11 protein-coding genes and 1 pseudogene are annotated in these 12,724 nt (G+C 71.2%); 4 read left to right on the forward strand and 8 right to left on the reverse strand.

The genetic code is table 11. The annotated features are described in order from the left end of the window. Together VJR25_RS00210 and VJR25_RS00215 are read left to right on the forward strand one after the other, a co-directional pair. Positions 1-890: acyl-CoA dehydrogenase family protein (locus VJR25_RS00210; protein WP_324111299.1), on the forward strand; the 890-nt coding region annotated here is incomplete at its 5' end. 38 nt (positions 891-928) lie between these two features. Further along, complete coding sequence (locus VJR25_RS00215; RefSeq protein ID WP_324111301.1) at positions 929-1,954, forward strand: ATP-dependent DNA ligase; 1,026 nt, start codon at positions 929-931, stop codon at positions 1,952-1,954. A gap of 10 nt (positions 1,955-1,964) precedes the next feature. On the opposite strand, the gene ligD is transcribed toward VJR25_RS00215, so the two are convergent. Next, positions 1,965-3,008 (reverse strand): non-homologous end-joining DNA ligase, encoded by a 1,044-nt coding sequence (gene ligD / locus VJR25_RS00220; protein WP_324111302.1) that lies wholly within the window; start codon positions 3,006-3,008, stop codon positions 1,965-1,967. Positions 3,009-3,073: 65 nt separating this feature from the next. Here ligD and VJR25_RS00225 point away from each other — a divergent pair, with 65 nt between their 5' ends. Next, positions 3,074-3,448 carry a VOC family protein gene (locus tag VJR25_RS00225; RefSeq protein ID WP_324111304.1) on the forward strand — a complete coding sequence of 125 codons (375 nt, stop codon included), beginning with the start codon at positions 3,074-3,076 and terminating at the stop codon, positions 3,446-3,448. Between the two features lie 25 nt (positions 3,449-3,473). Here the strand turns inward: VJR25_RS00225 and VJR25_RS00230 are convergent, their stop codons facing one another. From VJR25_RS00230 to VJR25_RS00255, 6 genes are all read right to left on the reverse strand, one after another. After that, entirely contained in the window at positions 3,474-4,025 is a 552-nt protein-coding gene (locus VJR25_RS00230; protein WP_324111307.1) for an isochorismatase family protein, read from the reverse strand. A gap of 7 nt (positions 4,026-4,032) precedes the next feature. Further along, positions 4,033-5,094: an SseB family protein gene (locus tag VJR25_RS00235; RefSeq protein WP_324111310.1), complete on the reverse strand. Its 1,062-nt coding sequence runs from the start codon at positions 5,092-5,094 to the stop codon at positions 4,033-4,035. 61 nt (positions 5,095-5,155) lie between these two features. Next, a complete protein-coding gene (locus VJR25_RS00240; protein ID WP_324111312.1) occupies positions 5,156-6,463 on the reverse strand; it encodes a carboxypeptidase regulatory-like domain-containing protein in 1,308 nt (435 codons plus the stop codon). A gap of 176 nt (positions 6,464-6,639) precedes the next feature. Continuing rightward, positions 6,640-9,096 carry an ATP-dependent helicase gene (locus VJR25_RS00245; RefSeq protein ID WP_324111314.1) on the reverse strand — a complete coding sequence of 819 codons (2,457 nt, stop codon included), beginning with the start codon at positions 9,094-9,096 and terminating at the stop codon, positions 6,640-6,642. Between the two features lie 79 nt (positions 9,097-9,175). Continuing rightward, the gene (locus VJR25_RS00250) at positions 9,176-9,697 is read right to left on the reverse strand and encodes a glutaminase (protein WP_324111316.1); all 522 of its coding nucleotides are present in this window, start codon (positions 9,695-9,697) and stop codon (positions 9,176-9,178) included. A 5-nt stretch (positions 9,698-9,702) separates the two neighbouring features. Continuing rightward, positions 9,703-10,410 carry a GTP pyrophosphokinase family protein gene (locus VJR25_RS00255; RefSeq protein WP_324111318.1) on the reverse strand — a complete coding sequence of 236 codons (708 nt, stop codon included), beginning with the start codon at positions 10,408-10,410 and terminating at the stop codon, positions 9,703-9,705. A 188-nt stretch (positions 10,411-10,598) separates the two neighbouring features. Between VJR25_RS00255 and VJR25_RS00260 the strand changes: the two genes are divergently transcribed. Beyond that, positions 10,599-11,999 carry an aspartate aminotransferase family protein gene (locus VJR25_RS00260; protein WP_324111320.1) on the forward strand — a complete coding sequence of 467 codons (1,401 nt, stop codon included), beginning with the start codon at positions 10,599-10,601 and terminating at the stop codon, positions 11,997-11,999. Between the two features lie 158 nt (positions 12,000-12,157). Here VJR25_RS00260 and VJR25_RS00265 read toward each other — a convergent pair. Further along, positions 12,158-12,724, reverse strand: a pseudogene (locus VJR25_RS00265) (mannose-6-phosphate isomerase, class I); the annotation flags it as partial.

Genomic DNA, 12,724 nt, shown 5'->3' on the forward strand with positions numbered 1-12,724 from the left:
AGGGCGGTCTCGCGCTGCGCACCCTGGCCCTCTTCGGCAGCAGGGAGCAGCAGGACCGCTGGCTGCAGCCGCTCGCGTCCGCCGAGGTGCTGGGCGCGTTCGCGCTGACCGAGCCCGACCACGGATCGGACTCGGTGTCGCTCGAAACGGTCGCGCGGCGCTCGGCGGACGGCTGGGTGCTGCGGGGCACGAAGAAGTGGATCGGCAACGGGGCCTCCGGCGGGATCACGTTCGTGTGGGCGCGCGTCGACGACGAGGGCGATCCGGACCACGGGCAGGTGCGCTGCTTCCTCGTGGAGCAGGATGCCCCGGGCTACCGCGGCACGGTCATCACCGGCAAGATCGCACTGCGCGCCATCCACCAGGCCCACATCGTGCTCGACGACGTGCAGCTGCCCGCCGACGCGGTGCTGCCGGGCACGCACTCGTTCAAGGACGCGTCGACGGTGCTGTACTCCACGCGGTCGGGGGTCGCGTGGTCGGCGCTCGGGCACGCGACCGCCTGCTACGAGGCCGCGCTCGCCTACGCGACGCAGCGCGTGCAGTTCGGAAAGCCGCTCGCGAAGTTCCAGATGGTGCAGGAGCGCCTCGCCCGGATGCTCGACGAGCTGACCGCGATGCAGCTGTTCTGCCGGCAGATGGCCGACCTGGAGCGCGACGGCCGACTGCGCCCCACCCAGGCCTCCCTCGCGAAGTACCACAACACGCGTGCCGCGCGCCGGGTCGCGCAGACCGCCCGCGATCTGCTCGGCGGCAACGGCATCCTGCTCGAGAACCGGGTGATGCAGCACCTGGCCGACATCGAGGCGATCCACACCTACGAGGGCACCGAGTCGATGCAGGCGCTGCTGCTCGGCCGCGACATCACCGGGATGAGCGCGTTCGTCTGACCCTGACGGCGGGCGGGCCGCACGGCATCATGGAGACCATGAGCTACGAGATCCACGCGCCCATGCTCGCCAAGGCGGTCACCGCGGTGCCGCCCGGCCCGGGCTTCAGCTACGAGCCCAAGTGGGACGGCTTCCGGGGCCTGGTCGCGTGGGACGGCGAGTCGGTCGAGATCGGCAGCCGCGGGGCGAAGCCGCTGACCCGCTACTTCCCGGAGCTCGTCGACGCGTTCACCCGGCTGCTGCCCGGGCCGTGCCTGCTCGACGGCGAGATCGTCGTGCCCACCGGAGACCCCCAGCGGTTGGACTGGGAGGCGCTCACGCAGCGCATCCACCCCGCCGCATCGCGCGTCGCGAAGCTCGCCGCCGAGACCCCGGCCATGTTCATCGCGTTCGACCTGCTCGCCGTCGGCGACGAGGATCTGCAGGCGCAGCCGTTCGAGAGGCGCCGGGCGCGGCTCGTCGAGCTGCTGGCCGACGTGCCGCATCCGATCCACGTGACGCGCACGACGCAGGATCCGGATGCCGCGACGCAGTGGTTCGAGCAGTTCGAGGGCGCGGGGCTCGACGGCGTGGTCGCCAAGCCCCTCGACGCGCCGTACGCGCCGGGCAAGCGCACGATGCTGAAGGTGAAGCACTCGCGCACGGCCGACGTCGTCGCGCTCGGCTACCGGGTGCACAAGTCGGGGGCGGGTGTCGGGTCGCTGCTGGTCGGCCTGTACACCGACGGCGGGGAGCTGGTGCCGGTGGGCGCCGTGTCGGCGTTCACCGACAAGCGCCGCCTGGAGCTCATCGACGAGCTGGAGCCGCTCGTGGAGAAGGATGCCGACGGGCGGGTCGTGACGGCGATGGGCGAAGCCTCCCGGTTCCAGTCCGGGCGCGACTCGACGTTCGTGCCGCTGCGGCCGGAGCGGGTGCTCGAGGTGAAGTTCGACCAGATGGAGGGGTGGCGGTTCCGGCACACCGTGCAGCTGCTGCGCTGGCGGCCGGACCGCGATGCGCGCTCGTGCGGGTACTCGCAGCTCGACGTCGTGAACGCCTACGACCTGGCCGACGTGCTGGAGTAGCCGGATGCCCTCAGGCGTCGGCCTGCGGCCAGTTCTCCGGGTTGATGCGACTCGGCTGCACGCGGGGCGGCTCGCCCGGCATCTTCGGGAACTCAGGCGGGAACGGCAGCTCGCCGAGCCCGTTCTCCAGGTCGCGCCGCCACCACTCCAGCAGGGTGTCGATGCGCCCGGGCTTCGCGTCGAACTCGGCCCACGGGTCGCCGGCGTCGGCGAGACGCTGCGGCACCGAGCGGACCGTGAAGGATGCCGGATCCACCCCGGCCGCGAGCTCCTCCCACGTGATCGGCGTCGACACCGTCGCCGTGGGCAGGGGCCGGGCGCTGTAGGCGCCGGCCATGGTGCGGTCGCGGTTGGCCTGGTTGAAGTCGATGAAGATGCGCTCGCCGCGCTCCTCTTTCCACCAGTTCATGGTGACCCTGTCCGGCATCCGGCGCTCGAGTTCGCGCCCGGCGGCGATCACGGCGTGCCGCACGTCGAGGAACTCGTGGGCCGGCTCGATCGGGCAGAACACGTGGATGCCGCGGTTGCCGCTGGTCTTCAACCAGGCGTCCAGCCCGGCCTCGGCGAGCACCTCGCGCAGGGCCGGGGCCACGGCCGCCGCCTCGGCGAAAGCGGTGCCCGGCTGCGGGTCGAGGTCGATGCGCAGCTCGACGGGATTGTCGGTGTTCGCGGTGACCGACGCCCAGGGGTGGAACACGATGGTGTTCATCTGGGCGGCCCACGCGACGGCGGCGGGTTCGGTGAGCACGAGCTGAGGATGCCGCCGCCCGCTGTTGTACCGGACGGTGACCGACTCGATGTAGTCGGGGGCGCCCTTGGGCGGGTTCTTCGAGAAGAAGCTGTCGCCGTCGATGCCCTCGCCGAAGCGCTCCAGCGACACGGGCCGGTCGCCGTTGGCGGCCAGGAACGGCCCGGAGACCGAGAGCAGATACTCGACGAACTCGTGCTTGGTGATGCCGAGCTCCGGCCAGATGACACGGTTGGGGTTGGACAGTCCCAGTTCGCGGTCGCCGTGCGGGCCGGGGATGGTCAGAGTGATCCGCTCAGGGGCCATGCTCGCCACGCTACCGGCCGCGCGACGGCCTCGCCACGGCCGGCGCCGGTCGCTACGGTCGTGGCATGACCACCCTCACCCCGTACCTCACCGTGTCCGACGGGGCGGCGGCCCTCGACTTCTACCGGCGCGCGTTCGGCGCCGAGATCGTCGAGCGCTACGACGCCGACGGCAGGCTCGCCCACGCCACGCTGACCATCGACGGGGCGATCCTGTTCCTCTCCGACGAGTTCCCGCGCTTCGGCGCGGTGTCGCCTACGACGGTCGGGGGCAGCACCGCGGCCGTGGTGCTCGGCGTCGCCGATCCCGATGCCACCTGCGCCGCGGCCGTCGCGGCCGGGGCGACGGAGGACCGCCCGGTGGAGCTCGACGGGTCCGGCCATCGATCCGGCTGGGTGGTCGACCCGTTCGGGCACCGCTGGAACATCCGCACCGAGTGACGCCCGCACCCCGACGGCTCGCGCGTCAGGGCCGGGGCAGCAGCGCGATGACCTCGTCCACGGTGCCGGTCTCGCCGATCGCCGGGAAGATGCGCTCGATCGCGTTTGCGTGCGCCGCCGGATCCATGTCGCCGACGGCATCCGTCGCGATCGTGACGTTGTAGCCGTGCTCGTGCGCGGCGCGCGCGGTCGATTCCACGCCCTTCGCCGTGGCGATGCCGGTCACGACGACCTGCGTGACGCCGGCGGCCTGCAGCTGCTCGTGCAGGTCGGTGCCGTGGAACGCGCCCCAGGTCTTCTTGGTCACGAACAGCGTGCCGTCGGCCTCCGGATGCAGCTCGGGCACGAGGTCCGCCCAGTCCGCCGGACGCTCGACCTGCGGGCGCACCGCCTCGACGCGGCCAGGCGCCCCGCCCGTGACGTTCACCAGCACGACCGGCAGGCCGGCATCCCGGAACGCGTCGGCGAGACGCGCGGAGGCCGCCACGATCGGCGGCGCGAACGGGAAGCCCGCGATCCCCTTCTGAAGATCGACGACGATGAGCGCGGTGCGCGGGTCGAGGATGGTGGCGGTCATGTGTCCCTCACTCGTTCGAGGTGCCGGCGAGCGCCAGCAGCGGGGAGATCTCGGCGCGGCTGAGCAGCATCCACGGGCCCGCCGGGTCGATCACCACGCCGGCGAGTTCGGCGTCGCCGGCGAGGATGTCGGCCAGCTGCGCGCCGCCGATCTGCGCCGGCTGGTCGCCGCGGCCGACCGCGACGACCTCGAGCGGGTGGGTGAACAGCTCGAGGATCCGCTCGCCCGACGGGCTGTGCGACTGCGCGATGCCCCATTCGGCATCCTCCGACTCGCGGTTCGCGGCCACCCACACGGGTGAGGTCGCGAGCGCCTGCGCCACCTGCGCGCGCACCTCGGCGGTGCGCGGGCTGCTCAGCAGCGCCTTGATGGTGCCCTCCGGGTCGCGCTCGGTGAACGCCTGCTCGATCAGGGTGCGCGGCAGCACGACGGATGCGGGTGCGGAGCCGTGGTCGAGGATGATGCCGGCGAACGTGCCGGACAGCACGTATTCGAGCACGGCCGGGCCGGTCTGGCCGAGGGCCGACGATTCCTGCTCGCCGTCCTGCTGCACGGCGGTGGCGATGCCCTTGCCGCCGGAGAAGACGAGCAGGAACTCGCCGTCGTCGCGGTGCGCGATGGCGAGCGGGAGGTTGTCGCCACGGGCCATGACCTCTTCGGCGTTGCCCTGCACCCGCAGGTAGACGAGGCCCTGGAACAGCTGGCGGGCGACGCCGATCAGCTCGTGCGCCTGCGGGTCCTCGCCGAGCGCGGCGAGCGCGTCCTCGAGCAGCACGTTGTCCTGCAGACCGGGGATCGTCTCGCGCGGCGCCGGCGGGGCGCCGTCGGGCACCGGGGCGGCGGCGAGGGTGGGCTCGGGTTCGTCGTCGCCGTGCGGGTCGCCGGCGGACGGCGTCGGGGCGGCGGCACCGAATCCGTCGAACGACGAGAGCGAGATGCCGACCTGCGGAGCGGGCTCGGATGCCTCGGGCTCGGCGGGCGCCGGGGCATCCACCTGCGGTTCGACCTCGTCGGCCTTCGCATCGCGGGGGTCTTCGGGCGCGGACGATCGCTTCGAGAAGAGAGCCATGCGTCGAGCCTACGTCGGGATCACCCGGGCGCCGCCTGGGAGCGGCGACGCCGATCCGGGCTCAGCCGACCTTCGCGGTGGCTCTGCTGACCCGGGTCAAGGTCGTGTACCCGGTCTTGCGTCCGGTGACCTTCACCGTGATCGTCTTGCCGCGCTGCGCGGAGCCGAGTGTGAACGTGGCGTGTCCCACCGAGCCGGAGATGTATGCGCCGTTCGCGTACCACGCGTACGTGAGGGTCGTTCCGGACGTCCAGGTGCCGGCGTGCGCGGTGAGGCGGTAGCCCACCCGGACGGTGCCGGTGATCGTCGGGGTCGACGACGTGAGCGTGCGGTACAGCTTCATCGTGGGCATCGACTTCTGCTGGCCGGAGGTCAGCCCGAAGGCGCCCGAGGCCGGAGAGAGGGTGGCGGTGTATCCCGACTTCGCGAAGGTCGTGACCCAGGAGCCGGGGATCAGCGCGGTCGCCCGGTAGGAGCCTGACGAGTTGGTCGTCACGGACGACACATCCCACTCCGCAGTCCCGTTGATCGTGACTCGACGGCCGAGGTCGACCGTGACGTTCGAAAGCGGGTTCCCCCAGTAGTCCGTCACCTTCCCGGTGACCGTCGCGCCGTGCACGAACGTGGCGTCGATGCCGGTGATCGTCTCCCCGGCGGCGACGCTGAAGGGGGTCGCGTCCCACTCGTTCGGCGTGCCCGCCGTCCCCTCTCCGTAGTAGAGCGGCGCGATGTCGGACTGCGAGGCGTCGTCGCCGAAGTAGACGGTGTACTCGCCCGGCGGGACCCCGACGATGCTGTACTGGCCGTCGCCGTTCTGAGTGGGATACGCCCAGAGCCCGGCATCCTGGAATCCGCCCTTGCCGTCGGATGCCAGCAGCTCCATGTCCGGCACGAGCGCGAAGGTGCTCGTCGCGGGCGACGTGATCGTGCCCGAGATCGTCGCCCCGGTCGCGAGCGCGGTGTCGGCGGTGACGGTCGTCGTGGCCGTTCCGACGGTGATGGCGGTCGCCGCCGTTTCGGTCGAGGCGTTGTTCCACCACTCGGTGACGAAGTTGTCGCCGTGCTCGGGCGAGAACTCGAGCGTGTAGGTGCCGACGGGAAGGTTCTGGAACTGGTAGGTGCCGTCCCTCCCGCCCGAGGTGAAGTCGTAGAACTTCCAGGACGATCCGGACCGCACGTACAGCGTGATCTGCGGGAAGGTCAGCGGAGCGCCGCCGGTCTCCGCCGTCACCGTCCCGGTGATCGTCGCGATGGCCGGGCTGTCCGCGCGCGCGGCTTGCGGCGCCCCGAGCGTCAGCAGCGAGATCGCGAGCGCGAGCGTCGCGCCCATCGTGGTCAGGATGCCGGCACGGCGTGGCAGAGCGCCCATGAGTCCCCCGTCTGCTCGATCCGCAGAGCCCCGATGCCCCGCGGACGCGTCGGCACGCCGGTCGGCGCACCTTGCTAAGACAGTTCTAATGTCTTCGAGGGTTGATCCGCGAGTACGGGCACTCCGACGCGCCGTCTCGGCAGGTGGAGTCCGAGTTCGACGGCGGGCGACCGCGGTCAGAGCTTCTCGATCGGGGCGATCTTGATCAGCAGCTTCTTCGCGCCGGCCGTGTCGAAGCGCACGTGGGCGACGCGCTTGGCACCCTCGCCGGTGACGGCATCCACCCGTCCCTCGCCGAAGTCCTCGTGCCGGATGCGGTCGCCTGCGGCGAGCACCATGTCGCCGTTGTCGCGCACCTTGGCCGGGATGCGGTTGGGGAACTTCTCGAGCGACGTCGAGCGGGGCTTCAGCGCCGGCGGGTCGTCGTGCCGGATGCGGGAGTTCCAGCCGCCCGATCCGCCGCGCTGGCCGGGACGGGCGTTCAGCGCCCGTGACTGGGCGCCGCCGCGTCCGTTGACGTCGCCGGGCGACTGGCGCCAGTCGATGAGCTCGGCGGGGATCTCCTGCAGGAACCGGCTCGGCATGGCGACGGAGATCTCGCCGAACTGCGCACGGGTCATCGCGAGCGAGAGGTGCAGGCGCTTGCGCGCGCGGGTGACGCCGACGTAGAAGAGGCGCCGCTCCTCGGCCGGGCCGCCCGGCTCCCCGGCGGAGATCCGGTGCGGGATCAGGTCTTCTTCGACGCCGGTGATGAACACGGCCTCGTACTCGAGCCCCTTCGCGGTGTGCAGCGTCATGAGCGACACCTGGCCCGCCTCGTCGTCGAGGTCGTCGCTGTCGGCGACCAGCGCCACTTCGGCGAGGAAGTCGATGACGGTGCCCTCGGGGTTGTTGCGGGCGAACTCGCGCGCCACCGCCACCATCTCGTCGAGGTTCTCGAGCCGCGCCTCGTCCTGCGCGTCCTTGCTCGCGCGCAGAGCCATGCGATACCCGCTCTTCTCGAGCAGCATCGCGAGCCCGTCGGCCACGACGGTGGGCGGGGCGAGCTCGCCGGATGCCGGCAGCATCAGCTCGGACGCCTCGGCCAGCACCGCGTCGAGGTGCGCGACCGCGGCCTGGATCTTGGGGCCGACCCCCAGGGCGGAGGCGTTCGCCAGCGCATCGCGGAACGTGATCTGCTGGTCGGCCGCGTATCGCGAGATCGTCTCGATCGTGACGTCGCCGATGCCGCGACGCGGCCGGTTGATGATGCGCCGCAGCGCCATCTCGTCGGAGGGGTTCGCGACCGCGATGAGGTACGCCAGAGCATCCTTGATCTCGGCGCGCTCGTAGAACCGGGTGCCGCCCATGATCCGGTACGGCACGGCCGCGCGGATGAAGATCTCCTCCAGTGCACGCGACTGCGAGTTGGTGCGGTAGAAGACCGCCATGTCGCTGTACGCGAGCCCCCCGCGATGCAGCGCCTCGATCTCGTCGGCGACGAACTGGGCCTCGTCGTGCTGCGAGTAGCCGGTGAACCCGACGACCTTCTCACCCGCGCCGGAGTCGGTCCAGAGCTTCTTGTCCTGACGGTCGAAGTTGTTGCGGATGACCGCGTTCGCGGCATCCAGGATGTTCTGCGTCGACCGGTAGTTCTGCTCGAGCAGCACCACCTTGGCGCCCGGGAAGTCGCGCTCGAACTCGGAGATGTTGCGGATGTCGGCCCCGCGGAACGCGTAGATCGACTGGTCGGAGTCGCCGACGACGGTGAGGGATGCCCCGGCCGGCTGATCCTGCGGCTCGGGTTCGAAGATCATCATGCCGCCGGATTCGAACGGCTCGTGCTTCTCGCCCTGCACCGGGCGCGTGAGCTCGTGGATGAGCGCGTACTGGGCGGCGTTCGTGTCCTGGTACTCGTCGACGAGGATGTGCCGGAACCGCCGGCGGTACACGTCGGCGACGTGCGGGAACGCGCGGAACAGGAACACGGTCTGCCCGATGAGGTCGTCGAAGTCGAAGGCGTTCGCCTTCTGCAGGGCGCGCTGGTAGTCGCCGAACACCTCGACGAACACGCGCTCGGCGGGGTCGGCCATGTTCGCCTGCCGGGCGTAGGACTCGGCGTCTTCGAGCTCGTTCTTGAGCTTGGAGATGCGGCTCTGCACGCTCGCGGGCGTGTGCCCGAAGGCATCCGCCTCGTGCTCCTTGACGAGACGCTTGATGAGCGCGCGCGAGTCGCCGGAGTCGTAGATCGTGAACGACCGGGTGAACCCGAACTGCTCCGCCTCACGGCGGAGGATGCGCACGCACGCGGAGTGGAAGGTGGAGATCCACATTCCCTGCGACGCGTCGCCGACGAGCTGGGCGACGCGCTCGCGCATCTCGCCCGCCGCCTTGTTCGTGAACGTGATCGCGAGGATCTGGCTGGGCCACGCCTCGCGACCCCGCAGCAGCGACGCGATGCGGTGGGTGAGCACGCGCGTCTTGCCCGACCCCGCCCCGGCCACGATGAGCAACGCCGGCCCGCGGTACACGACGGCCTCGCGCTGCTGCGGGTTGAGACCGGCGAGCAGATCGGCGTCGGGGCGCGCCGCATCGCCGCCTGCAGCGGGCTGCCTCGGACCGGTGGGGCTCACGATGATGGGGGTGGATGCCATAGCCCTACGAGTCTAAATCGGGCCCCCGACAGTGAGCCGACCGAGCGGGATCGGCGCCGGCGGAAACCCGGGACGCCGGTCACGCGCCCGGTGCCGGATGCTGCAGCAGGTCGATGCGCTCGTCGAGGTACGGACCGAGGGGCACCGGGGCACCGGCGCGGCTCCAGCGGATCAGCAGCGTTCCGTCCGGCGCGACGCTGACCGGCCCGGACACGCCGGACGCCACGAGGGCTCCGGCATCGATCGGCACGGCGTCCACGTGCGCCGTCTCGCCCTCGTCGAATCCCCCGCGCCGTGCGGCCGCCGCGCGTGCCGCGCGAGCCCGCTGCGACTCGGCGGTGAACCCGCGCCGCACCTCTGCGCGGGCACGCAGGATCTCGCCCGTCGCGAGCAGACCCTCCACGGCGGGCCCGTCGCAGCGCACCAGCATCGCCCCCAGGTGCCACACCGCATCCCCCGGCACGATGCGCTCGGCACGGGGAAAGCCGAGCACGCGCCCCGCCGCCCGCACCACGCCGAGACGCTCCGTCGGCGCGCCCGCGAGCCTCGTGCGCACGTCGTCGACCAGGGCGGCGAGCGCGGCATCCGCCCTCGCGCTCATGCCGATCAGACCGCGATCGTCCGGGCGCCGCGGAGCTCCCGGGCGCCCACCGCGCCGCCGTGGATCTCGCGGTGGAGGCGCTGCATCCGCTCGTCGAGCAGTGCTGCCGAGTCGGCGGCATCCTTCAGCTCCGCGAGCAGCGTCTCGGGAACCTGGCTGTCGTACTTGTAGTAGATCTTGTGCTCGAGGCTCGCCCAGAAATCCATGGCGATCGTGCGGAACTGCACCTCGACCGGCACCGTGACCGGACCGGTCGACAGGAACACCGGCACCTCGACGATGGCGTGCAGGCTCTTGTACCCGTTCGCCTTGGGCTCGGCGATGTAGTCCTTGACGGTGCGCACGTGGATGTCGTCCTGCGCGGCGAGCAGGTCGAAGAGGCGGTACGCGTCGGCGATGAAGCTGCACGTGACCCGCAGCCCGGCGATGTCGGTGATGTGCGCGGCGATCGACTCGAAGTCCGGGTCGACGCCCTTGCGGGCGACCTTCTCGACCAGGCTGTCGGGCGACTTCACCCGGCTCGACACGTGCTCGATCGGGTTGTAGTCGTGCAGGTGCTGGAACTCGTCGCGCAGGATCGTGATCTTCGTCTCGACCTCGCGCAGCCCGAACTGGTAGGCCAGCAGGAACTTCTGGAACTCGTCGCGCATCGCCCTCAGCGCCTCGGGAGTGACTTCCAGGTGGTCGTCCTCGACCGGGCGGGCTGTATCCATGGCCTCGACCCTACGACGCCCGGCTACGGGCCGGCTATGAAGATGCCGGACGGCTGGTGGGGATGCGCCGCATGCGCGGAACGACGGGGTGTCCGGCATCCCTCCGCTCCCGCACGAAGCGTCCGCCGCCGCGCATATCGGCGGGCCGGGGCCGCGGAGTAGCCTCGGATGAGGAGGATCGATAACCCATGTCGACGACGACCGAACTGACCACCTCATACGACGTGCAGGCGCTGCAGGCCAAGGCCAAGGACCACCTGTGGATGCACTTCTCCCGCCAGTCCACGATGGACGACGGCGTGCCGATCATCGTGCGCGGTGAGGGCCACCACATCTTCGACGCCCGCGGCAAGCGATACATCGACGGGCTCGCCGGGCTGTTCGTGGTGAACGCCGGCCACGGCCGTCGCCGCCTGGCCGAGGCCGCCGCGAGGCAGGCGAGCGAGCTCGCGTTCTTCCCGATCTGGTCGTACGCCCACCCGGCCGCGATCGAACTGGCCGACCGCCTCGCGTCGTACGCACCGGGCGACCTCAACCACGTCTTCTTCTCCACCGGCGGCGGCGAGGCCGTCGAGACCGCGTTCAAGCTCGCGAAGAACTACTGGAAGCTTCAGGGGCAGCCCATGAAGACCAAGGTGCTCTCGCGCGCCGTGGCCTATCACGGAACCACTCAGGGCGCCCTCGCGATCACCGGCCTGCCCGGCATCAAGGCGCAGTTCGAACCGGTCACCCCCGGTGGCTTCCGCGTGCCGAACACGAACTTCTACCGCGCCGCCGAGATGGGCGCGCCCACGAGCGACCCGGAGACGTTCGGCATGTGGGCCGCGGACCGCATCGAGGAGATGATCCAGTTCGAGGGCCCCGAGACCGTCGCCGCGGTGTTCGTCGAGCCGGTGCAGAACGCGGGCGGATGCTTCCCGCCCCCGCCCGGATACTTCCAGCGCGTGCGCGAGATCTGCGACAAGTACGACGTGCTGCTGGTCAGCGACGAGGTCATCTGCGCGTTCGGCCGCATCGGCAACTTCTTCGCGTGCGACACGTTCGGCTATCAGCCCGACATGATCACGTTCGCGAAGGCGGTCACCAGCGGCTATTCGCCCCTCGGCGGCACGGTCGTCAGCGACCGGGTGTACGAGCCGTTCGCGCACGGCACCGCGTCGTTCGCCCACGGCTACACGTTCGGCGGGCACCCCGTCTCGGCGGCGGTCGCGCTCGAGAACCTGGACATCTTCGAGGAGGAGAGCCTCAACGAGCACGTGCGCGAGAACTCGCCGATCTTCCGGTCCACGCTCGAGCGGCTCAAGGATCTGCCGATCGTCGGCGACGTGCGCGGCGAGGGCTACTTCTTCGGCATCGAGCTGGTCAAGGACCAGGCGACCCGCGAGACGTTCGACGACGACGAGGCCGAGCGCCTGCTGCGCGGCTTCCTGTCGAAGGCCCTGTTCGACGCCGGACTCTACTGCCGCGCCGACGACCGCGGCGACCCCGTCATCCAGCTCTCGCCGCCGCTGACCATCGGCCCCGCCGAGTTCACCGAGATCGAGCAGATCCTGCGGGGCGTTCTCACCGAGGCCGGCAACCTGCTGTAGGAATCCTCGGCATGACGCGGCCGGTCGGAGCACTCCCCCCACGCTCCGGCCGGTCGCCTCTGTGTGTGGGCGGCGGGCGGCGCGCATCCCTGCTCGCACGGGCCCGGGGTCCCGAATCGGGCCGGGATGCCCGCCCGGACGCGGCGGATCGCAGCCCGTCAGCGGCCGGTGGCGATGAACAGCCGGCCGGCGCCGGTCACGCGCACCTCTCCCGGGTCGGGGAGGAACAGGATGCCGCCGCGCTCGAGGCGCGCGGGGTCGGCTCCGCGCTCGAGGATGAATGCGCCGTCGAGCGCGACCGCGATGGACGCCGTCGGCAGGTCGAGCACGGCGTCCGCCGTCACCAGCAGCAGTTCGAAGTCGACATCCCGCCCCGACGGCACGCTCGCCGGACGATACGCGGCCACGCCGGGCGCCACCGGGACCGGGGCGAGCCGCGGCGGCGGACCGGGCGTGAAATCGAGCACGGCCTGCAGCTCGGCGACGTCGACGTGCTTGGGCGTGAGTCCGCCGCGCAGCACGTTGTCGCTCGGGCCCATGAGCTCCATGCCGGTGCCGCTCAGGTAGGCGTGGACGTTGCCGGCCGGCAGCCAGAGCGCCTCCCCCGCTGCGAGAGTCACGTGGTTGAGCAGGAGTGCGACGAGGATGCCGGGGTCGCCCGGGTATCCGCCGGCGAGGCGCGTGACGAGCTCGGCTGCGGGATCTTCCGCCGCCAAGCCGGGAGC

This window comes from Microbacterium sp. (assembly GCF_035277845.1).
In the GTDB taxonomy this organism is placed as follows: Bacteria; Actinomycetota; Actinomycetes; order Actinomycetales; family Microbacteriaceae; genus Microbacterium.